The organism is Lentzea jiangxiensis, assembly GCF_900104175.1.
GTDB classification, from domain to species: domain Bacteria; phylum Actinomycetota; class Actinomycetes; order Mycobacteriales; family Pseudonocardiaceae; genus Lentzea; species Lentzea jiangxiensis.
This window is the reverse complement of the sequence record NZ_FNIX01000004.1, coordinates 170,530-196,696: the sequence shown is the minus strand read 5'-3', so window position 1 is coordinate 196,696 and position 26,167 is coordinate 170,530. Positions and strand designations below refer to the sequence as shown.

Sequence of the window (26,167 nt, the reverse complement as noted above, 5' to 3'; positions counted from 1 at the left end):
CAGTTTGGCGTGGGTGACACCACACGCTCCGAAAGGCCCGAATCGGGTGACGGACTGGCTGCGCTGGGTGACGGAACGATGAACGTGACACCGGACTCGGTGAAACACGACGTCGCGCCCGGAGCCGGTTCAGGACCTGCCCGATCCGCAGGATGGCGCCTGCGCAACTGGCGGTTGCGCACGAAGCTGCTCGCCGTTCTGCTCATCCCGACGATCTGTGCGCTCGTCCTGGGTGGCCTGCGGGTGCGCAGCGACCTCCAGGCCGCGACGGAGCTCAACAACCTCGCGAACCAGATCCGCCTCGAGACGGCGGTCGCGGACCTCGTGCAGCAGCTCCAGCGCGAGCGGGACCTGTCGGTCAGCTACGTCGCGTCCAACAAGAAGGTCGACCGGGTCGTCCTCGAGCGCCAGCTGCGCCGCGTGAACGACACCACCGAGGCGTTCAACAACAAGATCGCCGAACTCAGCTCCGACCTGAACCCGGCGGCCGTCGAGCGCTTCCAGGTCGCGTTCAACCAGCTCAACCGCCTGAACAGCCTCCGCAACTCGGTGCGCGACACGCAGTACCCCGCCGAGGCCGTCCAGCGCACCTACTCGGAGTCGATCGAGACGCTCATCAACCTCGGTGAGCAGACGATCTCCGAGATCAACGACCCGGAACTGGTGCGACTGCACCTGACCACGAACGCCATCGCGCGCATCAAGGAGCAGGAGTCGCTCAAACGGGCGATCCTCCTGGACGTCTTCCAGCGCAAGGCGTTCACGCCGGCCCAGCTGCGCGCCCTGCAGGCGGCCGACGCCGAGCTCGAAGCGGCCCGCAACGACTTCCGCAAGTCCGCGACGCCCGACCAGGCCAAGATCTACGCCGACACCGTCACCGGCCTCATCGTCGACACCGCGAACGACATGCAGGAATCGGCGATCAACCAGCAGACCGGCCGCAAGGACTTCACGCAGCTGACGTCCGAGAAGTGGGACATCGCGGCGACGCTGACGGTCAACCTGACCCGTGACGTCGAGAACCTGCTGGTCGAGCAGCTGCAGAACAAGACCGACGACCTCGCGGGCGCCACCAGGACCCAGGCGTACATCGCGTCCGCGCTGGTGCTCGCGTTCCTCGCGCTCGCGCTGCTCATGGCGCTGTTCGTCGCCCGCTCGATCCTCAACCCGCTGCGCACGCTGCGCCGCACCGCCCTCGACGTCGCCGACCACGGTCTCCCGGACGCGGTCGAGCGGATCCTCGCGGACCCCAACCCGGAGAACGCGGCCAAGACCGCCGTCGAGCCGGTGCCGGTGCACACGCGGGAAGAGATCGGCCAGGTGGCGCGCGCGTTCGACGCGGTGCACGGCGAAGCGGTGCGGCTGGCCGCCCAGCAGGCCCTCCTGCGCGACAACGTCAACGCGATGTTCGTCAACCTCTCCCGTCGTTCTCAGGCCCTGGTCGAGCGCCAGCTGAACCTGATCGACCGCCTGGAGCAGGACGAGCAGGACCCGGACCAGCTGGCCTCGCTGTTCGAGCTGGACCACCTCGCGACCCGCATGCGCCGCAACTCGGAGAACCTGCTGGTCCTCTCGGGCACGGACCTCTCGCGGCGCCTGACCCGGCCCGTCCCGGCCGCCGAGGTCCTCGGCGCCGCGGTCTCCGAGGTCGAGCAGTACGCCCGCGTGCAGGTCGGCCAGACCCCGGACGTCACCGTCCAGGGCCGCGCGGTCAACGACCTCGTGCACCTCATCGCCGAGCTGCTGGACAACGCCACGGCGTTCTCCGACCCGGTCACCAAGGTCACCGTCCGCACGGCGAAGACCCGCAAGGGCGAGCTGGCGATCGAGATCCAGGACCGCGGCGTCGGCATGGGCGACCAGGAGATCATCGACGCGAACGAACGCCTGGCGGACCCGCCGGACGTCGACGTCGCCGTCTCCCGCCGGATGGGCCTGTACGTGGTCGCGCGGCTCGCCAAGCGCCACGACATCAAGGTCCGCCTGCGCGGCAACGAGGACATCGAGGGCGGCACGACGGCACTGGTGATCGTGCCGGAGACGCTCATCGCGATCCCCGGCCAGACGCCGGTGTCGACCCCGCCGTCCGGTTCCGGGTCGCTCGCCTCCGCGTTCGGCATGTCGCCGTCCGCGCCGGCTCCGGTGATGCCCGCGCCGATGTCCCCGGCCGAGCACACGACGGAGATCGGCTCCACCGCGGCGAGGGCCAGCGGCATCGCGGGCGCCTTCGGCGGTGCCACCGGCGTGCAGCCGCGGGTCGACGAGTCGAGCCCGAGCATCCCGGTCAGCTTCGTCCCGAGCCCGATCACCGACACCGGTGCCGGCGCGACGGCGATCCCGGTCTTCAGCGACCCGCCGATCGAGGACGTGACGCCGTCCGAGCGGTGGCGCCGCGACCAGCTGGCCGCCGTGGAGCCCGAGGGGTCGTTCGGCGAGCCGACGCTCTTCACGGCCTACGAGGACCGCAACGAGGAAGCCGGCGAGATCTCCTTCGAGCCGGGCTACGAGACCACGCAGTTCGTGCCGATTCCCCCGATCGAGGACGAGCCCGCCTCGTCCAACGGCGTCTCGCGCGCCTCGGTCGACGAGGGCCGCCTCGACATCGGGATGGCACACCGCAACGGCACCTCGGAAGCCTCGCGCAAGAAGATCGAGCACGACCTGGACGCCCCGACGGAACGCCTGCCGATCTACGAGGCCGTCCTGTCGCAGTGGTTCCAGGCCGTGGGCAGCGAGACGTCCGCTTCGGCCGCTCAGCCGGTCCCAGCGGCCGCCGAGGGTGACGGCCGCGCCGACACCAACGGACACGTCGAGCCGAGGCTCGGCGGCGCCGACAAGGGTTCGGTCGAGTACATCGACGAGCCGGTGACGACCCCTCCGCTCTCGGACGGGCCCGAACCGGAGCTCCCGACCCGAACCCGCAAGCCCGTCCCGGCTGTGGCGCCCACGACCACGTCCGCCGCTGGTCTTCCCGTGCGCCAGCCGCGCGCGAAGATCCAGAAGGCGGCCGAGGAAGAAGTGATCGCACCCGCCGAGCAGGAGCGAGTTGTGGAACCGGAGCCCGTTGTGGAGGAGACTCCAGCGGCGGCACTCACTTCCGAGTCGGCTTGGCAATCGCCTGCCGACGAGGGATGGCACGCGGCTCAGGCGTTGTTGAACAAGACGCCGGAGACGAAGACGACGGCAGGATTGCCGAAACGGACACCGAAGGCTCAGCTCGTGCCAGGATCTGCAGCACCCAAGCCGCAGAGCCTGTCGCAGACAGCACAGCGCCCGCCGCTGCCGCCCCGCTCCGCTGACGTGGTGCGCGGACGGATGTCGAGCCTGCAGAGTGGTGTCAAGCGAGGCCGGCACGCATTGATCGAGGCATACGCTGGTGACCAGTCGAGCCGGCAGAACGAGGAGCAGGAGTGACGACCGCAGCGCAGCCAGGCAGCTTTGGTTGGCTTATCACCGACTTCGTGCGGAGGGTGCCCGGCGTGGCACATTCCGTTGTGGTGTCCGCGGACGGGCTGTTGCTCGCGGGATCCCAGGGCTTGCCCCGGGACCGCGCGGAACAGCTCTCCGCGGTCGCGTCCGGACTGGTCAGCCTCACCCAGGGTGCTGCCCGCTGCTTCGAGGCAGGCGGGGTCAACCAGACGGTCGTCGAGATGGAGCGGGGTTACCTGTTCCTCATGTCGATCAGTGACGGTTCTTGCCTCGCCGTTCTGGCGGCACCCAACTGCGACATCGGTCTCGTGGCCTACGAGATGACGCTGTTGGTGGAGAGAGTCGGTCAACAACTCACCCCTGAGCTGCGCGCGCAGCTTCAGGGCGTGGTCCGTCGCTAGACCTCATCTGAAGTTCAGGGGTGAGAACAAATGGCTGGTAGATCTGGCGCTAGAGGCCGTGGCTTCGGTAGGAACTTCAACTACCAGGAGTGGGCTTCTGGTGGGTTCCAGTTCGACGAGCCTGACGCGATACCCCAAGAACCAGAGGAAACCGAGGACGCGCCCCACGATGAGCGAGTTACAGGGCAAGGGCTAGGCGATATGTCTCAGCGTGAGGTGGACGACTCGTCGTCGTACCCGTACGACGACGTGCCGAACCGGTTCGACATAGACGGGTACGGCTCCGGGCTGTTCGGTGGCCCCGGCGCGGACCTCTTCGGCCAGCACGAGATGCCGGAGGCGGTGCCGGAGCAACTGCCGTACACGACCGGTCCGCATCCGGTGTACAGCACTGGCGGCCAACCGGCGTACAGCACCGGTGCGCAGCCTCAAGTGCGTCCGGAGGAGAATGCTTCTGCGGACTCGGGTTCACTGGTGCGGCCTTACACACGCACCGGTGGACGCACACGACCCGACTACGACCTTGCGATCGAGGCGCTGATCTCCACCAGCGAGAAGGGCCTCGAACGGGATGCCGCAGTTCTTCCCGAGCACAGGTCCATCTGCGGGCTGTGTGTGGACACGCGGTCGGTGGCCGAGGTCGCGGCACTCCTACGCTTGCCACTTGGCGTCGTTCGGGTGTTGATCGGCGACATGGCAAGCATGGGTTTGGTTTTGATTCACCAGGGCGGTCTGGTCGTGGGGGACCGGCCTTCCATGGAATTCCTGGAGAGGGTGCTCAGTGGGCTTCGCAGGCTCTAGTCCCCAGGGCGCCGAGGGCGCACGGAAGCCGACGACCTCCGCCAAGATCGTGGTGGCGGGTGGCTTCGGTGTGGGCAAGACGACGTTCGTCGGCTCGGTGTCCGAGATCGTCCCGTTGACCACCGAGGCGGTGATGACCGAGGCCAGCGCGGGGGTGGACGACCTCTCCGCCACGCCGAACAAGGTCACCACGACGGTCGCGATGGACTTCGGCCGCGTGTCGCTCGACAGCGACCTGATCCTGTACCTCTTCGGTACACCGGGTCAGCACCGGTTCTGGTTCATGTGGGACGACCTCGTGCGGGGTGCCATCGGCGCCATCGTGCTGGTCGACACCCGCCGCCTGGCCGACGCGTTCGCCTCGATCGACTTCTTCGACGACCGGCAGCTGCCGTACGTCGTGGGCGTCAACTGCTTCGACGGCCTCCTGCACCACAGGCTGGAGGACGTGCGCGAGGCGTTGACGATCGACGAGTCGGTGCCGATCGTCACGTGCGACGCGCGCAACCGGCAGTCGACCAAGCAGACGCTCATCACGCTGGTGGAGCACGCGATGCGCCAGTGGATGTCCGTCCGCGCGGGCTGAACTCCTCCCACCGGAGTACGACCCGCACGACAACTGAACGAGGCGAGCGCCACCTGCGGGTGAGCGCTCGTTTCGTCGTTGTGCCCTGCTCGGCGCGGCGTCTTCGGATGCGCGCCCGTCAGCCGACGCCACAGCGCTGCACGACCACGTACGGGTGATCGCGCATCCCCGCCGGGTGATGACCGGCGGTCAGTCCTCGTCCACCAAAGCGGCGGACGTGACGCGGTGGAGTGGGAACCGCAGCACCTCTCCGTAGCTGTGGTCGTAGCCCTCCAGCACCCCGCCGCCCACCACGTGGGGCTCGATCACGCGCTGTGCCGCCGTGCCGTGGGAGTCGACGAACCCGACGAGCACCCTGCGGCGCGCCCGTGCGGCCTGCTGGAGCAGGGACAGGGTCGCGGACGGACCGGCACCGAGGTGGCCCGGGACGGCCACGCGTTCACCCCGGGGCGTCGCCGCGGCACGGTCACCGGCGCGGACCAGCCGGACGAACTCACCCAGCCGCTCGTCGGCGGGCACGGCCGGTGCCGCCGGCTTGCGGGTGCTGCGCTGCCTCGGGGTGGTCCGGCGACCGCCCGGCCGCAGGTCGAGGACCTGGCCGTCGGGGCCCTCCGCCGCCGGGGCGAACCCGGCCGAGCGCAGCCCGTCCAGCACGTCGGCCAGCGGCAGCGGGCTGACCAGGACCGTCGGCGCGATCCGGCGCAGCTCCAGCCGGCCCGCCTCCGGGTGCGCGAGGACCTCGCTGATCAGCACCGGGTCGTCGCAGCGCAGGAACGAGCCCGCGGCGGCGCCGCGCAACCGGCCGTGGCGGCGCGCGGCGTCGTCGATCAGGTAGGTCAGCGACTGCGGGACGGGCGTGCGGGAGCGGAGCTTGAAGAGCTCCTGCAGCTCGTCGGCGGTGCGCCCGGCGTCGAGCGCGCGGCGGACGGTGGCCTCGCTGACCCGGTAGACGGTGGCGCTGCCGGCCGACTCGACGTCCGCGACCAGGGCCATCTCGTCGGCGAGCTCCGGTTCGAGCCTGCCGGGGGCGACGACGGTCAGGTCCGCCTGCACCAGCACGTGGTCGAGCGGTGCGGGCAGCGCGTCGCCCAGGGACTTGGCGGCGTGGCCGGGCCCCTCGTCGAGCAGCACGCGGCCCGCGCTCGTCAGCGCGCCGAGGGCCAGCACGCCGACCGCGGTGCCCTCCTCGACCGTCCAGCGCACCAGCTCGTCGCGCTGACGCCCGCCCCGGCGCGGTGCGCGCCAGCCGAGCAGGGCGGCGAGGTCGGCCGGGTTCGCGATCGAGGTGCCCCGGGGGAACGCGCCGAGCGCCTCCAGGACCCAGCGGCGGTCGCGGGGGGCCTGGGCGCGGCGGATCTCGTCCGCGAGTGGGTTGAAGAGCTTGTCCTTCTCGTCGCGGCGGCCGATCAGCGCGGGCAGCCTCGGCAGCTCCAGCCACGCGTGGGCGACCGTGGCCCAGCGGACCTCGGCCGTCGCGGCGAGCCAGACGTCGGCCTTGGTCGTCGGCACCCACTCCGGTTCGGTGGCCTCGGTGTTCGCGACGAGGTCAGCGCCGGCCACGAGCTCGATCAGCAGGGCCGCGCGCTGCTCGTCGACACCGAGGTCCTTGGCGGCCTTGCGCAGGTCGCGGACGCCCAGGCCGCCCGTCCGCAGCACCGGCGGCGGTTCGGCGGACCAGCTCGCGATCAGGTTCTCGACGTGCCGGACGAGCTCCAGGGCCTCGCCACCGCCGGTCGCGTCGACGCTCGACTGCTGCAACGCCGTGGTCTTCGGCTTCGGCTCGGTGACCTGGACCGGGCCGAGCGGGCGTTCGCCGCGCAGCTCGAGGGCGATCTCCCGCGGCAGCTCCACGGTGCCGGGGTCGCGCCGCAGCAGCAGACCGCGCGCCAGGAGCCGTTGCACCGGCGTCTCGGCCTTCTCCAGCGGCACGACCCGCGAGGCGTCCTTGGTGTCGCCGATGGGCGGGCCGGCGGCGAGCTTCCGCAGGACGCGCTGCTCGCCCTCGCTGATGCCGTCGAGGTCGTAGGTCCGGCCCGTCGACCGGCCCAGTCCGCCTGGGTGGGGGCCGAACGCCTCGCGCGTGAGGGGCGGGACCGACAGCGCGTCGTCGTCGCCCCACGCCAGTGCCAGGGACCGCAGCCGCGCGACCGCCTGCTTGAGCGGCTTGGGCTTCACGTCCGGCCCGAGCAGCCCCGCGAGTGTGGGCAACGCCACGGGCGCGGCGTCCGCGCCCTGCACGACCAGGCCCTCGAGCACGGCCAGCGCGAACGTGTCGAGGTCCTCGCAGGCGCGCGCGATCGACGCCCTGGTGCCGACCCGTGTCGCGAGCACGGACATATCGGCAGGTGGGGGCGTCGCCAGGTCCGGACGCGCGCGCAGCAGCGCCACGAGCGAGGCGTCGTCCTGGGCGCGCAGCCAGTCGGCGAGAGTGATGCCGGACATTCTCACCACGGTATATGGGTCGCTGGAGATCGCGTCGTGCTCTGTCACACTTGTGGCGTCATCGGCACCACCGAGGAGGAGAACGTGGCGAAAGGACGCCCTGGACGGGTCGACCCGCACTGGCCGGATGGCCCCGACGGCGGTCACCCCGTCACCGAACTGACCAGCGACCTGCAGGGTGCGCTCTCCCCGTTCGGCACGGTGACGTTCCCGCTGCCGGTGGACGACCTGCCCTACACGCACCCGGTCACCGAGATCAACAAGTCCTGAACGTCCTCATCGGACTGTCAGGGCGGTCTTAAAACTGCCGAGTCGCGTGCGTACCGCAAAGGGCCCGGGGATAGGCTCGTTTCCCGCTTGAGCAGCACTTCGTGGGAGGACGACGATGCCGGTCCCCGGCCCTGGTTACTCGATCACCGTTCGACTGGAGGCGCCGCCGTCAGCGAGCGCCGCGGGTGACCTCACCTCGGCCGTCGGCCGCGCGGGCGGCGTGATCACGGCGTTCGACGTCGTGGAGTCGCACAACGACCGCGTCGTCATCGACCTCACCTGCAACGCCCTCTCGGCGAACCACGCCAAGGACATCACCGACACGCTGGAGACGCTGCCCGGCATCGTCGTCCGCAAGGTGTCGGACCGCACGTTCCTCGTGCACCTCGGCGGCAAGATCGAGATCTCGTCGAAGGTCCCGCTCCGCAACCGCGACGACCTCTCCCGCGCGTACACGCCGGGTGTCGCCCGTGTCTGCGAGGCCATCGCCAAGAACCCGGACGACGCGCGCCGCCTGACCATCAAGCGCAACACCGTCGCCGTGGTCACCGACGGCTCGGCCGTGCTCGGTCTCGGCAACCTCGGTCCCGCCGCCGCCCTGCCCGTGATGGAGGGCAAGGCCGCGCTGTTCAAGAAGTTCGCCGGTGTCGACGCCTGGCCGGTCTGCCTGGACACCCAGGACACCGAGGAGATCATCCGCGCGGTGGAGCTCATCGCTCCCGTGTACGGCGGCATCAACCTCGAGGACATCTCCGCGCCGCGCTGCTTCGAGATCGAGGCCCGCCTGCGCGAGAAGCTCGACATCCCCGTCTTCCACGACGACCAGCACGGCACGGCCATCGTCGTCGTCGCCGCCCTGCGCAACGCGCTGCGGGTCGTGAACAAGGACATCAAGGACTGCCGCATCACGGTCTGCGGTGTCGGCGCCGCCGGTTCCGCGATCATCCGCCTGCTGCAGGCCCAGACGCCGGGCGACATCATCGCCGTGGACGTCGACGGCATCGTGCACCGCGACCGCCCCGGCCTCGACTCGAACCTGAAGTCGATCGCCGAGTCGACCAACAGGGACAACCAGTCCGGACGCCTGCACGACGCCCTGGTCGGCTCGGACGTGTTCATCGGCGTCTCGGCCCCGAACCTGTTCGGTGCCGCGCAGGTCGCCACGATGGCGAAGGACGCCATCGTGTTCGCGCTGGCCAACCCGGATCCGGAGATCGACCCGATGGAGGCCCAGCAGCACGCCGCCGTCGTCGCGACCGGCCGCTCGGACTTCCCGAACCAGATCAACAACGTCCTGGCGTTCCCCGGCGTCTTCCGCGGCCTGCTGGACGCGCACGCCAGGACCATCACCGACGCGATGCTGCTGGCCGCGGCGGCCGCGATCGCCGACGTGGTGGACGGCGACCGCCTGAACGCCTCGTTCATCGTCCCGTCGGTCTTCGACAACACCGTCGCGCCCGCCGTGGCCGAGGCGGTCCGCAAGGCGGCGGCGGCCTCGTAGACCGCCGTTCGACCGGGGGCAACGGTCAGGGGCAGGCCTACGATCGCCGTATGACCAAGCAGTTCACCCACCTGGACTCCCAGGGCGCGGCCCGGATGGTCGACGTCTCCGGCAAGGAGCAGACCACCCGGACCGCCGTGGCCACCGGAATCCTGCACACGACCGCCGAGGTGGTCGAGCTGCTGGGAGCCGACGGCCTGCCCAAGGGCGACGCCCTGGCCACCGCCCGGATCGCGGGCATCATGGCGGCCAAGCGCACCTGGGAGCTCGTGCCGCTGTGCCACCCGATCGCCCTGTCGTCGGTGGTGGTCGACCTGGCCCTGGCCGAGGACTCGGTCCTGATCACGGCCACGGTCCGCACCACCGACCGCACGGGTGTCGAGATGGAGGCCCTGACCGCGGTGTCCGTGGCGGGGCTGACCCTGCACGACATGGTGAAGTCCGTCGACCCGGCCGCCTCGCTGGACGCGGTGCGGGTGCAGCGCAAGGAAGGCGGCAAGACCGGCCTGTGGGAACGCCCGTGAAGGCAGTGGTGATCACGGCCTCGAACCGCGCCGCCGCCGGTGTGTACGAGGACCGCAGCGGTCAGATCATCCTGGCGTGGCTCGTCGAGCGCGGGTTCTCGGCGTCCGCGCCGGTGGTCGTGCCGGACGGTGAGCCGGTCCGCGAGGCCCTGGCCGCCGCGGTGGCCGGTGGTGCCGACCTGGTCGTGACGACCGGCGGCACCGGCATCAACCCGACCGACCGGACCCCGGAGATGACCAGGGCCGTGCTGGACTACGAGATCCCCGGCTTGGCCGACGCGATCCGCATGTCCGGCTGGCCGCGGGTCCCGGGCTCCGTGCTGTCGCGCGGGGTGGCCGGTGTGGCGGGCCGGACGCTGGTCGTCAACCTGCCGGGCTCCACCGGAGGTGTGCGGGACGGGCTGGACGTGCTCGGCACCGTCGTGGAGCACGCGCTCGACCAACTGCGTGGAGGTGACCACCGATGAGCGTGGTGCTGCGGGCCGTCGTGACGTCGGAGCCGTTGTCGGTGGAGGAGCACGCCGCTCTCGTCGAGTCCGAACGCGCCGGCGCGGTGGTGACCTTCGCCGGTGTCGTCCGGGACCACGACGGTGGGCGGTCGGTGCTGGAGCTCGAGTACCACTCGCACCCCTCGGCCGAGGACGTCGTCGTCGAGGTGGTCTCCTCGCTGGCCACGAAGTACTCCGGCGTGCACGGGATCGCCGTGTCGCACCGGGTCGGGCCGTTGAAGATCGGTGACGTGGCCCTGGCCTGCGCGGTGGCCGCCGAGCACCGGGGGGAGGCCTTCGCCCTGTGTTCCGACCTGGTGGACGAGGTGAAGGCCCGGCTGCCCGTGTGGAAGCGGCAGGTGTTCTCCGACGGGCAGGACGAGTGGGTCAACTGCCCCTGAGCCCGGCCCTGGCGAGCCGGGACCTTCCGCGGCGCGCCCAGCGCCTGCCCCCGCTCGCCGCACCTCGGCGGTGCCGGACCCTGCCCGGCCCGGCTCGCCTCGACCAGCACCCCGGCAGCCCGCGTCCACCCGCTGCCGGAGGCATCCGCTCCGCGCCGGCCGACACCCGGAGACGCAGGCAGGGACCTCACCGTCGGGGGGGGGGGGGGGTAACGGTGAGGTCCCTGGTCCTGTGTCAGCCCACGGGTGCGGGGCCGGCGATCATGCGGCCTGTCCTGGTCCTGCTCAGATCAGGATCTTGTGGCCCGGGAAGATCAGGTCGGGGTTCGTGACGAAGCCCTTGTTCTTCTCCACGATGGCCTGGTAGCCGCCTGCGACCTTGTTGGCCTCGGCGATCTTCGACAGGGTGTCGCCCGCCTTGATCTCGTAGTTGCCGTTCGGGTTCGACTTCGACGCGTCGAGGACCACGACCGGCGCCTGCTGCACGGGAGCCTGGCGCTGCTGCTGCTTCTGCTGCACCGGCGCCTTCTGCTGCACCGGGGCCTTCCGCTGCTGCGGGGCCGGGGCGGTGCGCTGGGTGACCTGACCCGCGCCCAGCTTGGCGCTGCAGGCCGGCCACGCGTTGCGGCCCTGGCCGGCCAGCACGCGCTCGGCGACAGCGATCTGCTGCTCGCGGGAGGCGTTGGCCGGGTTGCCCTGGCCGCCGAAGGCGTTCCAGGTCTGCTGCGTGAACTGCAGGCCGCCGTAGTAGCCGTTGCCCGTGTTGGCGCCCCAGTTACCACTTGCCTCGCACTGCGCGAGGGCGTCCCAGTCCATTCCGGGGGCGGCGTTGGCGGTGCCAACGGCCAGGCCCAGCGGGGCGCCGGCGATGATGCCGACAGCCGCGACCTTGGCGATGGTGCGAGCGGCGGAACCCTGCTTGCCCTTGTTGCCTCGGTTGAAAGCCATGTGCCTCTCGGTCCACCCACACCTGCTGCCAGGAAACTCGGGTTCGGGCCCGGTGCGTTCCTGCGCTCCCAATCCGGCGGTTTCTCTCGCTCGGGGATTTTCCGGAGAACCCTAGGACTGGGTTCGGTGCACGGTCCTCCGGTCTAGCTCGTGACTGGTCGGGGCCAGCCGAGGAGCGACCGTACGTAACCGGCGAGCCGGTCTCCAAATGTTTCGAGCTGTGACGCGCATCACGGTAACGACTCGGAAACTTGTGCTAAGCCCGCGTCTCTGCAGCTCAGGGCGTCGTTATCGTTCCGTTTCCCTTCTGAGATCGATCGAGATCTATCACTCAAAGTGAGGCATGGCTCACGTGTGTCGGCCGTTCGTGGCGACTCCCGCGACGCCTGCCGGAGGCGTCCGGCAGAGGCGCGACGCGGTCGACCGGAGCGGGTCGAGCCACCAAGATCAGGTGCATGAGCAAGGAGACCCGGCAGGCGGCGTTGCACCGCGCGCTGAGGGAGAAGGCCGGTCAGCCCGTCCTGTTCGGCGACCTCGTCCGCGCGGTCTGGGGCGGCGAGGCCCCGGCGCAGCCGCTGCCCGCGCTGCGGACCCTGGTGCGCAGGCTGAGGCGGTCCGTCGACGACGAGATCGTCACGGACGCCTCCGGCTACCGGCTCGTCGTGCGCGCGCCCGGCCCGGCGCAGCTCCCCGCGGACCTCCCGGACTTCGTCGGCCGCGAGGACGAACTGGCCGCGCTGTCCACCTCCACCTCGGCCGTGCTCGCGATCACCGGTCCTCCCGGCGTCGGCAAGACCGCGCTCGCGGTCAAGCTCGCGCACCGCATCCGCGACCGCTTCCCCGACGGCCAGCTGCACGTCGACCTGCGCGGCTTCGCGACGGGCCCGGCCGTCGGCCTCGACCAGGCGCTGGGCCGCTTCCTGCGTGCGCTGGGCGTACCGCCCGCGAACGTCCCGCTCGACCGCGACGAGCAGATCGCGCTCTACCGGTCGAAGCTGCGGGGCCGGAAGGTGTTGGTGCTGCTGGACAACGCGACCGAGCTGAGTCCGCTCGTGCCCGGCGTCGAAGGTTGCACGGCCATCGTGACCAGCCGCACCGAGCTCCCCGGTCAGACCGGTCTCGACGTGCTGGCCGACGACGAGGCCGGTGCGCTGCTCGACCGCATGGGGGTCGACGGCTCGCCGGACGACCGCGCCGAGCTGATCAGGTTGTGCGCGCACCTGCCGCTGGCGCTGCGCATCGCGGGCGCCCACCTGGCGGACCGGCACCTGCCCGACTACCTCGACGAGCTGCGCGGCGATGGCAGGCTCGACGCGCTGGAGATCGAGGGCGACGCAGCGGTGCGCGCGGCGTTCGCGTTGTCCCACAAGGCTTTGCCGGACGACGCACGCCACCTCTTCGGACTGCTGAGCGTCCACCCCGGCGCGGACTTCGACGTGGAGGACACGGCCGCGCTCGCCGATCTGTCCGGTGAGGACGCTGCTCGCCTGCTCGACGTCCTGGTGCGCGCCGGGCTCGTGCAACGGGCAGGGGAGCAGTTCGCTCTGCACGACCTGATCCGGCTGTTCGCCTCGGAGCAGGTGGGTGAGGGGGGACCGCGCGCTGTGCGGCGGCTCTTGTCCTTCTATCTGGCGACGGCACGGCATGCCGCACTCCGGGTGACCCCGCAGATGGAGCGGTTGGACCCGCTGCCGCCGGAGGGCGGGAGCCGGATGTTCGCGGACGTCGGGGAGGCGCTGGCGTGGTTCGAGGCGAAACGCCAGGTGCTCGTGGCGGCGGTGCACGTCGCGCCGCACCCGTTCGCGAGCCACTTGGCCGACTCGGTGCGCGGCTTCCTCAACAAGGGCGGTTACCTGCAGGACTTGGCCGAGGTGGTGGCGGCGGGTCTGCGGTCGTCGCGTGCGGCGGGGGACGCCACGTGCCAGACCGCGATGCTCATCGGCAGGGGGCATCTGCACTGGCAAAGGGGTGCCTACGGCGAGGCGCTGGAGGACTACGGCGCCGCACTGGGCCTCGCGACGTCCGACCGTACGAGGGCCGCGCTGCTCAACAACATCGGTCTCGTGAAACGCGAGACCGGCGATCTCGCCGGCGCGCTCGCCGCGATGGAGGAGTCGGTGCTGGTGCGGCGGGGACGGGGCGGCGAACAGGTCTTCCTGGGGACCGCCCTGTACAACGTGGGCACGGTCCACGGGGCCAGAGCGGAGCTGCGCGAGGCGATCGCCTGCTTCGAGGAGGCGAGGCAGGTGCTGCAGGAGTGCGGCAGCCCGTCCAACACCGCCGCGGCCCTCGAGAACCTCGGGGTGGCACACCGGGAGCTCGGCGAGCACGAGGAGGCGCGCCGGTACCTGGAGGCCGCGCTCGCCCTGTACCGCGAGGCCCGGTCGACGCAGGACGAACCGAACGTGCTGGTCAACCTCGCCGGGATCGCCGCCGAGACCGGTGATCGCGACCAGGCGCGGCTGCTGGCGACGCGGAGCCTGGAGGTGGCGAGGGACACCGACGACGTCCGGGTCCAGGTGGAGGCGCTGGTCGTGCTGGAGGACTTCGACGCGGCCGTCGAGCTGGCGAACCGGATCGGCTACCCGGTGGGGCGGCACAAGGCGCAGCTGACGCCGGCCAGGCGCGACCCGGCGCTTGCCCGGGAACTGGTGCGGGACGTCAGGGACAGCGGTGACCTGCTGCTGGAGGCCCAGGCGCTGCTCGCGCTGGCCGAGGCGACCGGTGACGGGGCAGTCGCCGGGGAGGCGCTGGACCTCGCGAAGGCACGCGAGCAGGGCGCCGTGGTGGCTCGTGCGGAGGCGTTCCTGGCCGCTCAGCCGCCCGCGAACGGCGGCAGCACGTCCAGCTGAGACCCGGCGGGCACGCGCGTGGACGTGTCGCGCACCGCCACGCCGTCCAGCAGGAAGCTCGACGCCGCGAGGACCTTGCCGAGCTTGTCGCCGTGCCGTTCGCCGATGGTGCTCACCACGAGCGCCACGGTGGGCTCGGCGGCGTCGAGCAGCAGGTCCTCGTCGGCCACCCCGGCCGCGGCCCGCGCACCCGCGAAGTAGCGGACGTTCACGGCGGTGCTCACTGTCATCCTCCGATGGAGCTCATGGGGCGGTCGGGCTGCGAGAAGCCCGCGTCGTTGATGCCGTGACCGGCCGCCTTGGCCCACATCGTGGCGCGCCAGGCGTCGGCGATCGCGGAGTCGGGGGAGCCGTCGCGCAGCAGTGCGCGCAGGTCGGTCTCGCCGTTGCTGAACAGGCAGTTGCGGATCTGGCCGTCCGAGGTGAGCCGGGTGCGGTCGCAGGCGGCGCAGAACGGCCTGGTCACCGACGCGATGACGCCGACGACCGCGGGGCCGCCGTCGACCAGCCAGCGCTCGGCCGGGGCACCACCGCGCGGGACCTCCGACGGGGTCAGCGTGAAGGCGGCCGAGAGCTTCGTGAGGATCTCATCGGCCGTGACCATGTTCGTGCGCGTCCAGCCGTGCTGCGCGTCCAGCGGCATCTGTTCGATGAACCGCAGCTGGTAGCCGTTCTCGACGCAGAACCGCAGCAGCGGGACGGCCTCGTCCTCGTTCACGCCGCGCATCAGCACGGAGTTGACCTTCACCGGCTCCAGGCCGGCCTCACGAGCGGCGTCGAGGCCGTCCAGCACGTCCGTGATGCGGTCTCGCCTGGTCAGCGTCGCGAACTTCGCGGGGTCGAGGGTGTCGAGCGAGATGTTGATCCGGTTCAGGCCGGCGTCCTTCAACGACCGCGCGCGGCGGGCGAGCCCGATGCCGTTCGACGTCATCGACATGCGCGGGCGCGGTTCCAGCTCGGCGGTCGCGGCGATGACCTGCTCCAGGCCGCGCCGCAGCAACGGCTCGCCGCCGGTGAACCGGATGTCCGTGACACCCAGGTCGACCACCGCGATCCGCATGAGCCTGATCAGCTCGGCGTCGGTGAGCAGCTCGTCCTTGGCCAGCCAGTCGAGGCCCTCGGCCGGCATGCAGTAGGTGCAGCGCAGGTTGCAGCGGTCGGTGAGCGAGACCCGCAGGTCCTTCGCCACCCGGCCGAACCTGTCGACGAGCAGGGGCGAGTCCGGACGCGTGGACGCGTCGGGTGTGCCGCGCACGACGGGTAGTCCCAACTCCACTGCTGTCACCTTGTTCAGCGTAATGAACAACTCCTTGCAGGTGACTCCACGAAAGAGATTTCTCACGGTCCGCCCCGATCGGCGCAGCCTCACCACCAGTTGTCTTACTAGCTAAGATGTTCGGCATGGAACCGGAAGTGATGGAGAGGTTCACCTGGTACATGCGGGAGCAAAGCGCGCTCACCGTCATGTTCCACGCGCGCGTGGCCGAGCAGATGGGTCTGTCCGCGACCGACGAGAAGTGCCTCGATCTCGCCATGCGGGCCGACGGACCGCTCACCGCCGGGCGCATCGCCGAGCTCTCCGGCCTGTCCACCGGTGCCGTCACGGGCGTGATCGACCGGCTGGAGCGCGCCGGTTATGTCCGCCGTGTCCGGGACCCGCACGACCGCCGCAAGGTCCTCGTCGAGGTCACGCCCGGTGACCTGGAGAAGTTCGGCGCGCCGTTCGAGAAGGCCCGCGACAGCATGGTCGAGGTCCTCGAGCAGTTCGACGCGGCCGAGCTCGAGGTGATCGAGCGTTATCTCAAGCTCCAGACCGAGACGTTCCGCAAGCGCGTGATCGATACTTAGGCCATGTGGCACTACTTGATGGACATGGACGGCGTCCTCGTGCACGAGGAGCACCTGATCCCCGGAGCCGACGAGTTCGTCGCGGAGCTGCGCGCTTCCGAGACCCCGTTCCTCGTGCTCACCAACAACTCCATCTACACGCCACGGGACCTGCGGGCACGTCTGCAGCGCACCGGCCTGGACATCCCGGAGCAGTCCATCTGGACGTCCGCGCTGGCCACGGCCCGGTTCCTCGACTCGCAGCGCCCGAACGGCTCGGCGTTCGTCATCGGCGAGGCCGGCCTCACGACCGCGCTGCACGAGATCGGCTACGTGCTGACCGACCGCGACCCGGACTACGTCGTGCTCGGCGAGACGCGCACCTACAGCTTCACCGCGATCACGAAGGCCATCCGGCTGGTCGAGGAGGGCGCGAAGTTCATCGCGACCAACCCCGACGCCACCGGCCCGTCGCGCGAGGGCTCGCTGCCCGCGACCGGCGCCGTGGCCGCGCTGATCGAACGTGCCACCGGACGTGAGCCGTACTACGTCGGCAAGCCGAACCCGTTGATGATGCGCTCGGCCCTGCGCGCCCTGGGCTCGCACTCCGAGCAGGCGCTGATGATCGGCGACCGGATGGACACCGACGTGCGGTCCGGCCTGGAAGCGGGCCTGTCGACCATCCTCGTGCTGTCCGGGGTCTTCAGCGCCGAGACGGCCGAGATGTTCCCGTACCGCCCGACGCGCGTGCTGAAGTCGATCGCCGAGCTCGTCGGTCACTCCGCGGACCCGTTCGGCGACTGGACTGACCGCTGACGCGCGAGGATCCATCACCTATCGTCGCGGAGGTGGACACGGATCGACGCCCGATGCACGTCGTGGGTGACGTGCACGGGCACCTGGCCGAACTGATCAGAGCGCTGCACGTCGCCGGGCTGTGCGACGAGGAGGGGCACTGGTCGGGCGGCGAGGCCGAGCTGTGGTTCCTCGGCGACTTCGTGGACCGCGGCCCCGACGGCGTGGGCGTGATCGACCTGGTCATGCGGCTGGGCGAGGAGGCCGCGGAGGCGGGCGGCACGGTCAGCTCGCTCATCGGCAACCACGAGGTGCTGCTGCTCGGCATGCACCGGTTCGGCGACGAGCAGGTGCCGGACAGCCTCGGCCCGCGGTCGTTCGCGCGGAGCTGGCTGTTGAACGGCGGCCTGCGCAGCGACCAGGACCGGCTGACCGACGAGCACGTCGAGTGGCTCACCACGAGGCCCGTGCTGAAGCTGCGCGACGACCACCTGCTGATGCACTCCGACACGGCGGCCTACCTCGAATGGGGGTCCTCGATCGAGGAGGTCAACGAGGCCGTCCGCGAGGTGCTCGAGAGCGACGACCTGGTCGAGTGGTGGGAGTGCTGGCGCAAGATGACGACCCGCTACGCGTTCCGCGGTCCGCAGGGCCCGGAAATCGCGGACGAGCTGCTCGCGACCCTCGGCGGCAGCCGGATCGTGCACGGGCACAGCGTCATCGCCGACCAGCTCGGCGTGCCGCCGGACCAGATCGACGGGCCTCTCGTGTACGCCGACGACAAGGTGCTGGCGATCGACGCGGGCCTCTACAGCGGCGGTCCGTGCCTGGTCGTGCCCTTGCCCTACGCGGGAACCTGACTACGGTCTGGGGATGACCCTCAGCTACTCCTCGGGCACGTCCACCGCCCCGCTGCTGGGCGACACGATCCACGCGAACCTCGCGGCCACGGTCGCGCGGTTCGGGGATCGTGAGGCACTTGTCGACAAGGCAACAGGTCGGCGGTGGACGTACGCGGAGCTCTCGGCCGAGGTCGACCAGGCCGCCGCCGGGCTGCACTCGCTGGGCGTGCGCAAGGGCGACCGGGTCGGGATCTGGGCGCCGAACTGCGCCGAGTGGGTCTTCGTGCAGTACGCGACCGCCCGGATCGGCGCGATCCTGGTCAACGTCAACCCGGCGTACCGCGTGCACGAGCTGGAGTACGTGCTGAACCAGGCCGGCATCCACACGCTGGTGTCGGCGCGGTCGTTCAAGACCTCGGACTACGCGGCCATGATCGACGAGGTCCGGCCGCGCTGCCCCGGGCTGGAGCACGTCGTCTTCGTCGACGACCCGGGGTGGACCGGCGACGAGCTCCCGGACGTGGAGCTGGACCGCGACGACCCGATCAACATCCAGTACACGTCCGGCACCACGGGCTTCCCCAAGGGCGCGACGCTGTCGCACCACAACATCCTCAACAACGGCTACTTCGTCGGCGAGCTGATCGACTACACCGAGCACGACCGGATCTGCGTGGTGCCGCCGTTCTACCACTGCTTCGGCATGGTCATGGGCAACCTCGCGGCCACCAGTCATGGCGCGTGCGTCGTGATCCCCGCGCCGGCGTTCGACCCGGCGAAGACCCTTGCGGCGGTGCAGGAGGAGAAGTGCACGTCGCTCTACGGCGTGCCGACGATGTTCATCGCCATGCTCGACCTGGCCGACGGCTACGACCTGTCGTCGTTGCGCACCGGCATCATGGCGGGCTCGCCGTGCCCGGTCGAGGTGATGAAGCAGGTCGTCGACCGGATGGGCATGCGCGAGGTCTCGATCTGCTACGGCATGACCGAAACCTCCCCGGTGTCGACGCAGACGCGCGTCGACGACTCCCTCGACCGCCGTGTCGGGACGGTCGGCCGCGTCGGCCCGCACCTGGAGGTCAAGATCGTCGACCCTGGGACCGGCCTCACGGTCCCGCGCGGCGAGCCGGGGGAGCTGTGCACGCGCGGCTACTCGGTCATGCTCGGCTACTGGAACGAACCGGAGAAGACGGCCGAGGCGGTGGACGCCGCGGGCTGGATGCACACCGGCGACCTCGCGGTGATGGACGACGACGAGTACGTGAACATCACCGGCCGCATCAAGGACATGGTCATCCGCGGCGGCGAGAACATCTACCCGCGCGAGATCGAGGAGTTCCTCTACACGCACCCCGACGTGCTCGACGCCCAGGTGGTCGGGGTGCCCGACGCGAAGTACGGCGAGGAGCTCATGGCGTGGGTGCGCCTGCGCGAGGGCGCCGGGGAGCTGACCGCCGAGGCCGTGCGGGAGTTCTGCGCCGGCAAGCTCGCGCACTACAAGATCCCGCGGTACGTGCACGTGGTCGAGGACTTCCCGATGACGGTGACCGGCAAGATCCGCAAGGTGGAGATGCGGGCCAGGTCGGTGGAGCTGCTCGGGTTGGACGACAGCGCGGAGCACGCCTGACCGGACGGACCGTGGTCGCCGGACTACGGGGCGATGAGGCGTAAAGACCCTGGTGGAAGGGGTTGTCCGGAGCGCAGCATCAGTGGTCCCCGTCGAAGGAGGCGCGCATGCTCACCGCCACCAGGACCACGACGATGCTGCCCGTCGAAGACCCCGAGCGCGCCGGCCGCTTCTACGCGGACATGCTCGGTCTCGAGCCCGTCACCACGGCCCCGGACGGCACGCGGGTCTTCGCCCTCGGCCGGGGTGACGCGCTGGGGCTGATGCCCGCGGAGAAGGGTGCGCAGACCGGGCACACGGTGCTCAGCTTCGAGGTTCCCGACCTCGAGGGCGAGATCCGCGAGCTCGAGGGCCGGGGCGTGCGCTTCGAGGACTACGACCTGCCCGGCTTCAAGACGGTCGGCCACATCGCGGTGATGGGCGACGAGCGCGCGGCGTGGTTCACCGACACCGAGGGCAACATCCTCTGCCTGCACGAGATGCTGGGCGACGAGGCCCGGTAGCCGTGCCCCTCACGGGAGCTCGACGATCTCCTTGCCCAGCGGCACCAGTGAGACCTTCACCAGCTTGAAGTTCGCGATGCCGAGCGGGATGCCGATGATCGTCACGCACAGCGCGATGCCGGTGACGACGTGGCCGATCGCTAGCCAGACGCCGGCGACGACGATCCAGATGACGTTGCCGAGCAGCGACCCGGTGCCCGCCCCCGGCTTGTCCACGACCTCGCGGCCGAACGGCCAGAGCGCGTAGTTCGCGATCCGGAACGACGCGACGCCCCACGGGATCGTGATGATCAGGATGCAGCAGACCAGACCGGCGACCGCGTACCCGACCGCCATCCAGAAACCGGCGAGCACCAGCCAGATCACGTTCAGGACGAGGCGCATGCGTCCATCTAAGCTCACCTCATGAAGTGGGGTGTGATCGCAACCGGCGGTATCGCGCAGACCGTGACCGCCGACATGCTGAAAGTCGAGGGCGTCACTGTTCTCGCGGTGTCCTCGCGCGACGTCGCGAAGGCGCGGGCGTTCGCCGACAGGTTCGGCGTCGAGCGCGCGTACGGGGACTACCGGGAGCTGCTCGCCGACCCGGACGTCGAGGTCGTCTACGTCGCCACCCCGCACGGCCAGCACCGCGAGGTCACCCTCGCCGCGCTCGACGCGGGCAAGCACGTGTTGTGCGAGAAGCCCATCGGCCTCTCCGTCGCGCAGGCCGAGGAGATGGTCGAACGGGCGCGCGCCCGGGGTCTCTTCCTCATGGAGGCCATGTGGACGCGGTTCAACCCGTTGATCCGCAGGGTCCACGACGCCGTCCGCGGCGGTGAGATCGGAGAGGTCCGGTCGCTGCGCGCGTCCTTCGGCTTCGCGCACCCCTTCGACGCGAACGACCGGCTCTGGGCGAAGGGGGCGGGCGGTGGCGCGATGCTCGACCTCGGCGTCTACCCCGTCGCCCTCGCGCACCTGCTGCTCGGCGTTCCCGAGCGGGTGCACGCCTGGGGAGGCGTGGCACCGTCCGATGTGGACGCGGACGCCGGCCTGCTGCTGGGCTACCCCGGTGGCGCGCACGCGTTGCTGAGCTGCTCGCTCGTCGCGAACCTCCGCTGCGAGGCCGAGATCGTCGGCACCGGCGGCAGCATCCAGATCGCCGACCCGATGTTCAACGCCACCAGGGCGACGATCAACGGTGTCGAGCACACGATCGAGGACGAGGGCTACACGCACCAGATCCGCGCGGTCGAGCAGCACGTCGCCGCCGGCCTGACGGAGAGCCCGGCGATCACGTGGGAGAACACGCTGCAGATCATGCGCACGATGGAGGAGGCGCTGCGCCAGCTCGGCGTCGCCTACGACACCGTCGGGTAGACCAGCGCCCCGTTCGGCACGACGACCGCGAAGGCCACCGGACACCTCCCCTGTTGCCGTATCACTGCGGCAAGGGGTGAGGTGTCACGCGTCCATCGTCACTCTCGCCACCCGCACCACGGCGTCCATCGCGCTGTCCAGGTCCCCGCTCGGCATCAGCAGGTGGCTCAGGGCGAGCCGCACGGTCGTCTCCGCCGTGAGCCGCACGCGTCTGCCGGGGAAGTGCCTGCTCAGGTGCTGCTCGACGACCTCGGTGGCGTGGAAGAGGATCGGGTGGCCGCGGGTCGTGATGAACGGCAGGAGGTCCTCGGCGTTCTGGCCGGTCAGCACCGCCGAGACGAGCCGGTCCTTCTCCGTCTGCTCGAAGGTGAAGCGGAACGCCGACCGCATCGCCTCCCACGGGTCGGGGTTCTCGCCGAGCCGGGTGGCGATCCCGGTCAGGTACTCCTGCGTCTTGTGAGCCGCGACGGCCTGCACGAGCCCTTCCTTGTTGCCGAACTCGTTGTAGACGGTCTGCCTGCTCACGCCCGCGCGGCTGGCCACCTCGATCATGCGCAGCCCGTGGAACCCTCGTGCCGCCAGGAGGTCCGCGGCGGCGTCCAACAGGAGCCCGGTGATGTCGCTCACGCCTTCACCTTTACACAAATACGGCTTTTGTAAAGACGTAGAGTCGGGTTCTGTGCCGTTCACCGTGGGTTTCGACCTGGACATGACCCTCATCGACCCGCGGCCGGGCATGGCCGCCGTGCTGAACGAGGTGGGCGCCCGCACCGGCCACGACCTCGACGGCGAGCACTTCGCGGCGAACCTCGGCCCGCCCCTCGACATGATCTACCGCGACATGGGCGTGCCCGAGGAGGAGATCCCGGACATGATCACGCTCTTCCGCGCGCTGTACCCGGACGTCGTGATCCCCGCGACGGTCGCGCTGCCCGGAGCGTCCGCCGCGCTGCGGGTCGTCCGCGAGCTCGGCGGCCGGACGATGATCGTGACGGGCAAGTACCGCAAGAACGCCGCGCTGCACCTGGAAGCGCTCGGCTGGGAGGTCGACCACCTCTACGGCGAGCTGTGGTCGACGGGCAAGGCCGAGTCGCTGAAGCTGCACGGCGCCGCGATCTACGTGGGCGACCACGTCGGGGACATGCGGGGAGCCGAGGCGGCCGGGGCGCTGGGCGTCGGCGTCGTCACCGGGCCGTGCTCCCGGGCGGAGCTGACCGGGGCGGGCGCCGCCGTCGTGCTGGAGGACCTGCGCGAGTTCCCGGACTGGCTCAGGACCTCTTCCGGCGTGACTTCCTGACCACCGCGATGATCCCGAGGCCCAGGCCGATCGCCGGCAGGTAGGTCGCGGCGACGTTCAGCCACACGGGCAGGTCGCGGTGGCCCGCGATGAACAGCACGAAGACCGCGACGACGGCCAGTACGCCGACGGCGAACAGGCCGATGGCCAGCGGCATCAGCTTCGGAGCGGTCATGCCGGCAGCGTAGTCGCGCTAACGGAGGTGCCTTCGGCCTGGTCTTCTGGCTACTCTGGTGGGACGCGTCCTGGGTACGCCCCGGGGCGCGTTCGTTGTGCGACAAGCTTGGGAATGGTGAGCGCGGTGCCGACCGGCAAGGTCAAGTGGTACGACACGGAGAAGGGCTTCGGGTTCGTCACCCAGGACGGTGGCGAGGACGTCTACGTCCGCAAGGCCGCCCTGCCTCCGGGTGTCACCGGTCTGAAAGCCGGCCAGCGCATCGAGTTCGGCATGGCGGAGGGCCGCCGCGGGCCGCAGGCACTGTCCGTGCGCCTGATCGACCCCGCGCCGTCCGTTGTCGAGGCGCGCCGCCGTCCCGCGGAGGAGCTGCACGGCCTGATCGAGGACATGATCAAGCTGCTGGAGAACAAGGTCCAGCCCGACCTGCGCCGCGGCCGCTACCCGTCCGACAAGAAGAACATGAAGCTCGTCGCCGAGGTCGTCCGGGCGGTGGCGCGGGACCTCGATCCGTAAAAGGATCGGCGTCATGTCTGACGCGGATCGGATCGTCGAGTTCGTCTACGAGGTCGGCCAGCTCAAACGCCTGCCCAGAGCGGGGTGGCTCTTCGCCGGGGTGCAGCACCCCGAGACGGTGGCCGCCCACTCGTTCCGGGTGGGCGTTCTGGCGTTCGCGATCGCCGTGCAGGAGGGCGCGAACCCCGACCGGGCGGCGACCCTGGGCCTCTTCCACGACGTGCCCGAGACGCGCCTCGGCGACATCCCGTACGTCGGCAAGCTCTACCTCGACGTGAAGGTGCCGCCGGAGGCCGTGGCGCGCGACCAGGTCCGGCACCTGCCCGCGCCGCTCGCCGCGCACGTCGAGGCCCTCGTCGCCGAGCACGAGGCCGCGAAGGACCTCGACCACACGCCCGAGGCGCGCTGCTCGCGTGACGCGGACAAGCTCGAGCTGCTGGTGCAGGCCAGGGAGTACCAGGCGGCGGGGATCTCCAAGATGGAGCGCTTCATCCAGACCATGCAGGAGTCGGTGGTCACCGACACCGGCAGGGCGTTGATGGACTCCGCGCTCCGCATCGCGCCGACCGAGTGGTGGGAGGCCTTCGGCAGGCGGTAGGGGCCTAGCGGGTGATGTCGACGACCCACGAGCCGCGCATGAGCGGCTGGCCGGTCTCCAGCACCGCGCCGGCCGCCTCGTGCACCTCGATGCGCAGCAGCTGGTCCGAGTCGTCCGGCACGGCCAGCGTGTAGGTGTAGTTCTCGCCCTTGCCGAGCAACGGCGAGGTGCAGCCCTCCTGGACCTTCGCGGCGTTCTCGTACACGCACACGACCTCCCAGAGGCCCTTCGCGAGCTGGCCGTCCACGGAGATCTGGACGACCTTGCCCGCGGGCACCTTCAGACTGCCGGGTGCGTTCTTCTCGGCGCAGTTCGCACCCTCGACGTCGCAGTAGATCGTCGGCTCGATGCGAATGGTCTCGCCGTTCGCGTAGAACGTGACCTCCGGGGCGTGCTGCTGCAACGAGCACCCGGACAGCACGAGAACACTGGCAGCCATTACCGAAGCAAGTCGACGCACGTCAGCAGCCTACGGGGTCGCCGGGGAGGGCCTGCGGACGAGCCTGCCCAGCAGCAGGTGCAACGACGTGCCGTTGCGGTACATCCACGTCTGCGCCAGGCCCAGCGCGAGCAGCACGGACAGCACCGTGAAGCCGATCCAGAACGTCGCGGGCAGCAGCACGCCCAGCGCACCGCCGAAGACCCACGCGAGCTGCAGGATCGTCTCGGACCGCCCGAACGCCGACGCGCGCGACTCCTCCGGCAGGTCGTCCTGGATCACCGCGTCCAGGCTGATCTTGGCCAGCGACGACGCCGTGGCGCCCAGCAGGCCGACGATCGCGGCGGTGACCAGGCCGGGAAGGGCGGCGGCGGCGATCGTCGCGGCGAGAGCCGTGGCGACGCAGGCGATGACCACCTCGTCGGGCTTGCCGAAGTGCTGACGCGCGCCGATCGCGTTGCCGAGGAAGCTGCCGGCACCCGCCGCGCCGGCGATGACGCCGAGCAGCAGCAGTTGCCGGACCGCGTCGCCCTCGGTCTGCGCGCGCACCACGAAAGCCGCGAACAGCGTCAGGAACCCGGTCAGCATGCGGATGGAACCGTTGCCCCACAACGAGACGGCGACGTGCCGGGAGATGCGTTGCTTCGCGGGCCTGGACGTCAGCGTCGCCGGGACCTCGCCCTCGGTCACCTCGACCCAGGACGGGATCTTCATGCACAGCCACGCGTTCACGGCGCAGAGCACGGCCGTGAACCACAGCGCGCCGGGGGAGCCGAACAGGTTCGCGAAGCCGGCTGCCAGCGCACCGAACACCGCGCCCGAGGCGAGCCCGAACACCGTCATGCGGGCGTTGGTCTTGGACAGCGTGATCTCCCGTGGCAGCACGCGCGGCGTGATCGCGGACTTGAGCACGGTGAACGACTTGGACAGCACCATGCTGCCGAGCGCCGCCGGGTACAGCAGCCAGTTGTCGAAGTTCAGCGCCATCACGACCGACAGCCCGATCCGCAGCACGCACGACGAGGCCAGGGCGAGCCGGCGGCCGCGCTGGACCCGGTCGAGCAGCGGGCCGATCACCGGCGCGATCAGCGCGAACGGCGCGACGGTGATCAGCAGGTAGAGCGCGACCTTGGTCTTGGACTCGGCGCTCGCGGCGGAGAAGAACAGCGTGTTCGCCAGCGCCACGGCCATCGCGGCGTCGGCGGCGTAGTTCATCATCACCGCGTAGGTGACCGACGTCATGCCGGACTTGCCGGCGCCGTCGGCGCGGGCCGCGCGCCGGAACGCCGCGACCGCCTGCTGCGAGAGCTGCTTGCTGCGGAACCACGCGACGCGCGTGACCGTGAGCTTGCGCGGCGGTTTGGGCGTCGGTGTCGTCTGCTGGTCCTGGTTCGGCAGCGGACGGGTGTTCTGCGGGCCGCGCGGAGGCGGCTCGAACCCGTGCTCGGACGGCGCCCCGCGGCGTTCCCGCGGCCGGTACTCGTCGTCCTGCCACGGGTAGCGCTTCGGAGTCTCGTCGTCACTCCACCCGCGGTCGCCCGTCACA

28 protein-coding genes are annotated in these 26,167 nt (G+C 70.5%); 19 read left to right on the top strand and 9 right to left on the bottom strand.

Going from position 1 to position 26,167, the window contains the following annotated elements; all coding sequences use genetic code 11:
- Positions 1 to 78 precede the first annotated feature (78 nt).
- The 4 genes from BLQ91_RS14900 (at position 79) to BLQ91_RS14885 (ending at position 5,217) form a co-directional block, all read left to right on the top strand.
- The gene (locus BLQ91_RS14900; RefSeq protein ID WP_245733431.1) at positions 79 to 3,414 is read left to right on the top strand and encodes a sensor histidine kinase; all 3,336 of its coding nucleotides are present in this window, start codon (positions 79 to 81) and stop codon (positions 3,412 to 3,414) included.
- Complete coding sequence (locus BLQ91_RS14895; protein ID WP_030470879.1) at positions 3,411 to 3,830, top strand: roadblock/LC7 domain-containing protein; 420 nt, start codon at positions 3,411 to 3,413, stop codon at positions 3,828 to 3,830. Before BLQ91_RS14900 ends, BLQ91_RS14895 begins: the two co-directional genes overlap by 4 nt.
- A 216-nt stretch (positions 3,831 to 4,046) precedes the next feature.
- The gene (locus BLQ91_RS14890) at positions 4,047 to 4,631 is read left to right on the top strand and encodes a DUF742 domain-containing protein (RefSeq protein ID WP_245733430.1); all 585 of its coding nucleotides are present in this window, start codon (positions 4,047 to 4,049) and stop codon (positions 4,629 to 4,631) included.
- Complete coding sequence (locus tag BLQ91_RS14885; protein ID WP_030470877.1) at positions 4,612 to 5,217, top strand: GTP-binding protein; 606 nt, start codon at positions 4,612 to 4,614, stop codon at positions 5,215 to 5,217. Before BLQ91_RS14890 ends, BLQ91_RS14885 begins: the two co-directional genes overlap by 20 nt.
- Before the next feature lie 189 nt (positions 5,218 to 5,406).
- Here the strand turns inward: BLQ91_RS14885 and BLQ91_RS14880 are convergent, their stop codons facing one another.
- The gene (locus BLQ91_RS14880; protein WP_090097421.1) at positions 5,407 to 7,659 is read right to left on the bottom strand and encodes a helicase-associated domain-containing protein; all 2,253 of its coding nucleotides are present in this window, start codon (positions 7,657 to 7,659) and stop codon (positions 5,407 to 5,409) included.
- A gap of 84 nt (positions 7,660 to 7,743) precedes the next feature.
- Between BLQ91_RS14880 and BLQ91_RS14875 the strand changes: the two genes are divergently transcribed.
- The 5 genes from BLQ91_RS14875 (at position 7,744) to BLQ91_RS14855 (ending at position 10,843) form a co-directional block, all read left to right on the top strand.
- Complete coding sequence (locus tag BLQ91_RS14875; RefSeq protein ID WP_090097748.1) at positions 7,744 to 7,929, top strand: hypothetical protein; 186 nt, start codon at positions 7,744 to 7,746, stop codon at positions 7,927 to 7,929.
- A 115-nt stretch (positions 7,930 to 8,044) separates the two neighbouring features.
- A complete protein-coding gene (locus BLQ91_RS14870) occupies positions 8,045 to 9,430 on the top strand; it encodes an NAD-dependent malic enzyme (protein WP_090097420.1) in 1,386 nt (461 codons plus the stop codon).
- A 50-nt stretch (positions 9,431 to 9,480) separates the two neighbouring features.
- Positions 9,481 to 9,954: a cyclic pyranopterin monophosphate synthase MoaC gene (moaC, locus tag BLQ91_RS14865; protein WP_090097419.1), complete on the top strand. Its 474-nt coding sequence runs from the start codon at positions 9,481 to 9,483 to the stop codon at positions 9,952 to 9,954.
- Positions 9,951 to 10,421 carry a MogA/MoaB family molybdenum cofactor biosynthesis protein gene (locus BLQ91_RS14860; protein ID WP_090097418.1) on the top strand — a complete coding sequence of 157 codons (471 nt, stop codon included), beginning with the start codon at positions 9,951 to 9,953 and terminating at the stop codon, positions 10,419 to 10,421. The genes moaC and BLQ91_RS14860 overlap by 4 nt, the downstream gene beginning before the upstream one ends.
- Positions 10,418 to 10,843 (top strand): molybdenum cofactor biosynthesis protein MoaE, encoded by a 426-nt coding sequence (locus BLQ91_RS14855; protein WP_090097417.1) that lies wholly within the window; start codon positions 10,418 to 10,420, stop codon positions 10,841 to 10,843. The genes BLQ91_RS14860 and BLQ91_RS14855 overlap by 4 nt, the downstream gene beginning before the upstream one ends.
- A 285-nt stretch (positions 10,844 to 11,128) precedes the next feature.
- Here BLQ91_RS14855 and BLQ91_RS14850 read toward each other — a convergent pair whose 3' ends face one another.
- Positions 11,129 to 11,791 carry a transglycosylase family protein gene (locus tag BLQ91_RS14850; protein WP_090097416.1) on the bottom strand — a complete coding sequence of 221 codons (663 nt, stop codon included), beginning with the start codon at positions 11,789 to 11,791 and terminating at the stop codon, positions 11,129 to 11,131.
- A gap of 455 nt (positions 11,792 to 12,246) precedes the next feature.
- On the opposite strand from BLQ91_RS14850, the gene BLQ91_RS14845 reads away from it, so the two are divergent.
- Positions 12,247 to 14,643 (top strand): ATP-binding protein, encoded by a 2,397-nt coding sequence (locus tag BLQ91_RS14845; RefSeq protein ID WP_090097415.1) that lies wholly within the window; start codon positions 12,247 to 12,249, stop codon positions 14,641 to 14,643.
- Here the strand turns inward: BLQ91_RS14845 and BLQ91_RS14840 are convergent.
- Positions 14,607 to 14,873 (bottom strand): MoaD/ThiS family protein, encoded by a 267-nt coding sequence (locus tag BLQ91_RS14840; RefSeq protein ID WP_090097414.1) that lies wholly within the window; start codon positions 14,871 to 14,873, stop codon positions 14,607 to 14,609. The two genes, BLQ91_RS14845 and BLQ91_RS14840, sit on opposite strands and share 37 nt — an antisense overlap.
- The gene (moaA, locus tag BLQ91_RS14835; protein ID WP_176959756.1) at positions 14,870 to 15,928 is read right to left on the bottom strand and encodes a GTP 3',8-cyclase MoaA; all 1,059 of its coding nucleotides are present in this window, start codon (positions 15,926 to 15,928) and stop codon (positions 14,870 to 14,872) included. The genes BLQ91_RS14840 and moaA overlap by 4 nt, the downstream gene beginning before the upstream one ends.
- 116 nt (positions 15,929 to 16,044) lie before the next feature.
- Between moaA and BLQ91_RS14830 the strand changes: the two genes are divergently transcribed.
- From BLQ91_RS14830 to BLQ91_RS14810, 5 genes are all read left to right on the top strand, one after another.
- Complete coding sequence (locus BLQ91_RS14830; protein WP_090097747.1) at positions 16,045 to 16,491, top strand: MarR family winged helix-turn-helix transcriptional regulator; 447 nt, start codon at positions 16,045 to 16,047, stop codon at positions 16,489 to 16,491.
- A 3-nt stretch (positions 16,492 to 16,494) separates the two neighbouring features.
- Entirely contained in the window at positions 16,495 to 17,286 is a 792-nt protein-coding gene (locus BLQ91_RS14825; RefSeq protein ID WP_245733429.1) for an HAD-IIA family hydrolase, read from the top strand.
- Positions 17,287 to 17,339: 53 nt separating this feature from the next.
- Positions 17,340 to 18,125, top strand: a complete 786-nt coding sequence (locus tag BLQ91_RS14820; protein WP_090097412.1) for a metallophosphoesterase — start codon at positions 17,340 to 17,342, stop codon at positions 18,123 to 18,125.
- Between the two features lie 13 nt (positions 18,126 to 18,138).
- Complete coding sequence (locus BLQ91_RS14815; RefSeq protein WP_090097411.1) at positions 18,139 to 19,734, top strand: AMP-binding protein; 1,596 nt, start codon at positions 18,139 to 18,141, stop codon at positions 19,732 to 19,734.
- 107 nt (positions 19,735 to 19,841) lie between these two features.
- Positions 19,842 to 20,237, top strand: a complete 396-nt coding sequence (locus BLQ91_RS14810; RefSeq protein ID WP_090097745.1) for a VOC family protein — start codon at positions 19,842 to 19,844, stop codon at positions 20,235 to 20,237.
- A gap of 9 nt (positions 20,238 to 20,246) precedes the next feature.
- On the opposite strand, the gene BLQ91_RS14805 is transcribed toward BLQ91_RS14810, so the two are convergent.
- On the bottom strand, positions 20,247 to 20,621 hold the full coding sequence (locus BLQ91_RS14805; RefSeq protein WP_090097410.1) for a YccF domain-containing protein: 375 nt from the start codon (positions 20,619 to 20,621) through the stop codon (positions 20,247 to 20,249).
- A gap of 21 nt (positions 20,622 to 20,642) precedes the next feature.
- Here BLQ91_RS14805 and BLQ91_RS14800 point away from each other — a divergent pair, with 21 nt between their 5' ends.
- Positions 20,643 to 21,596, top strand: coding sequence for a Gfo/Idh/MocA family protein (locus BLQ91_RS14800; protein ID WP_176959755.1), 954 nt, complete (start codon positions 20,643 to 20,645; stop codon positions 21,594 to 21,596).
- An 84-nt stretch (positions 21,597 to 21,680) separates the two neighbouring features.
- Here the strand turns inward: BLQ91_RS14800 and BLQ91_RS14795 are convergent, their stop codons facing one another.
- On the bottom strand, positions 21,681 to 22,223 hold the full coding sequence (locus BLQ91_RS14795) for a TetR/AcrR family transcriptional regulator (RefSeq protein ID WP_176959754.1): 543 nt from the start codon (positions 22,221 to 22,223) through the stop codon (positions 21,681 to 21,683).
- Between the two features lie 52 nt (positions 22,224 to 22,275).
- On the opposite strand from BLQ91_RS14795, the gene BLQ91_RS14790 reads away from it, so the two are divergent.
- Positions 22,276 to 22,893, top strand: a complete 618-nt coding sequence (locus BLQ91_RS14790; protein ID WP_090097408.1) for an HAD family hydrolase — start codon at positions 22,276 to 22,278, stop codon at positions 22,891 to 22,893.
- Here the strand turns inward: BLQ91_RS14790 and BLQ91_RS14785 are convergent.
- Positions 22,865 to 23,068: a hypothetical protein gene (locus BLQ91_RS14785; RefSeq protein WP_090097407.1), complete on the bottom strand. Its 204-nt coding sequence runs from the start codon at positions 23,066 to 23,068 to the stop codon at positions 22,865 to 22,867. The genes BLQ91_RS14790 and BLQ91_RS14785 overlap by 29 nt on opposite strands.
- 126 nt (positions 23,069 to 23,194) lie before the next feature.
- Here BLQ91_RS14785 and BLQ91_RS14780 point away from each other — a divergent pair, with 126 nt between their 5' ends.
- Both BLQ91_RS14780 and BLQ91_RS14775 read left to right on the top strand, forming a co-directional pair.
- Positions 23,195 to 23,584 carry a cold-shock protein gene (locus BLQ91_RS14780; RefSeq protein WP_090097743.1) on the top strand — a complete coding sequence of 130 codons (390 nt, stop codon included), beginning with the start codon at positions 23,195 to 23,197 and terminating at the stop codon, positions 23,582 to 23,584.
- A gap of 13 nt (positions 23,585 to 23,597) precedes the next feature.
- On the top strand, positions 23,598 to 24,182 hold the full coding sequence (locus tag BLQ91_RS14775) for an HD domain-containing protein (RefSeq protein WP_090097406.1): 585 nt from the start codon (positions 23,598 to 23,600) through the stop codon (positions 24,180 to 24,182).
- 4 nt (positions 24,183 to 24,186) lie between these two features.
- Here BLQ91_RS14775 and BLQ91_RS14770 read toward each other — a convergent pair whose 3' ends face one another.
- Together BLQ91_RS14770 and BLQ91_RS14765 are read right to left on the bottom strand one after the other, a co-directional pair.
- Positions 24,187 to 24,621 (bottom strand): DUF2771 family protein, encoded by a 435-nt coding sequence (locus BLQ91_RS14770; RefSeq protein ID WP_090097405.1) that lies wholly within the window; start codon positions 24,619 to 24,621, stop codon positions 24,187 to 24,189.
- Positions 24,622 to 24,651: 30 nt separating this feature from the next.
- Complete coding sequence (locus BLQ91_RS14765; protein ID WP_245733428.1) at positions 24,652 to 26,166, bottom strand: MFS transporter; 1,515 nt, start codon at positions 26,164 to 26,166, stop codon at positions 24,652 to 24,654.
- Between the last annotated feature and the right edge of the window lies 1 nt (position 26,167).

Coding starts and splice junctions, on each gene's coding strand:
- BLQ91_RS14880 (WP_090097421.1), bottom strand. CDS start 7,659: ATGTCCGGCATCACTCTCGCCGACTGGCTGCGCGCCCAGGACGACGCC.
- BLQ91_RS14845 (WP_090097415.1), top strand. CDS start 12,247: ATGAGCAAGGAGACCCGGCAGGCGGCGTTGCACCGCGCGCTGAGGGAG.
- BLQ91_RS14900 (WP_245733431.1), top strand. CDS start 79: ATGAACGTGACACCGGACTCGGTGAAACACGACGTCGCGCCCGGAGCC.
- BLQ91_RS14840 (WP_090097414.1), bottom strand. CDS start 14,873: ATGACAGTGAGCACCGCCGTGAACGTCCGCTACTTCGCGGGTGCGCGG.
- BLQ91_RS14785 (WP_090097407.1), bottom strand. CDS start 23,068: ATGACCGCTCCGAAGCTGATGCCGCTGGCCATCGGCCTGTTCGCCGTC.
- BLQ91_RS14855 (WP_090097417.1), top strand. CDS start 10,418: ATGAGCGTGGTGCTGCGGGCCGTCGTGACGTCGGAGCCGTTGTCGGTG.
- BLQ91_RS14810 (WP_090097745.1), top strand. CDS start 19,842: ATGCTCACCGCCACCAGGACCACGACGATGCTGCCCGTCGAAGACCCC.
- BLQ91_RS14870 (WP_090097420.1), top strand. CDS start 8,045: ATGCCGGTCCCCGGCCCTGGTTACTCGATCACCGTTCGACTGGAGGCG.
- BLQ91_RS14830 (WP_090097747.1), top strand. CDS start 16,045: ATGGAACCGGAAGTGATGGAGAGGTTCACCTGGTACATGCGGGAGCAA.
- BLQ91_RS14805 (WP_090097410.1), bottom strand. CDS start 20,621: ATGCGCCTCGTCCTGAACGTGATCTGGCTGGTGCTCGCCGGTTTCTGG.
- BLQ91_RS14815 (WP_090097411.1), top strand. CDS start 18,139: ATGACCCTCAGCTACTCCTCGGGCACGTCCACCGCCCCGCTGCTGGGC.
- BLQ91_RS14770 (WP_090097405.1), bottom strand. CDS start 24,621: ATGGCTGCCAGTGTTCTCGTGCTGTCCGGGTGCTCGTTGCAGCAGCAC.
- BLQ91_RS14850 (WP_090097416.1), bottom strand. CDS start 11,791: ATGGCTTTCAACCGAGGCAACAAGGGCAAGCAGGGTTCCGCCGCTCGC.
- BLQ91_RS14820 (WP_090097412.1), top strand. CDS start 17,340: ATGCACGTCGTGGGTGACGTGCACGGGCACCTGGCCGAACTGATCAGA.
- moaC (WP_090097419.1), top strand. CDS start 9,481: ATGACCAAGCAGTTCACCCACCTGGACTCCCAGGGCGCGGCCCGGATG.
- BLQ91_RS14800 (WP_176959755.1), top strand. CDS start 20,643: ATGAAGTGGGGTGTGATCGCAACCGGCGGTATCGCGCAGACCGTGACC.
- BLQ91_RS14775 (WP_090097406.1), top strand. CDS start 23,598: ATGTCTGACGCGGATCGGATCGTCGAGTTCGTCTACGAGGTCGGCCAG.
- BLQ91_RS14825 (WP_245733429.1), top strand. CDS start 16,495: ATGTGGCACTACTTGATGGACATGGACGGCGTCCTCGTGCACGAGGAG.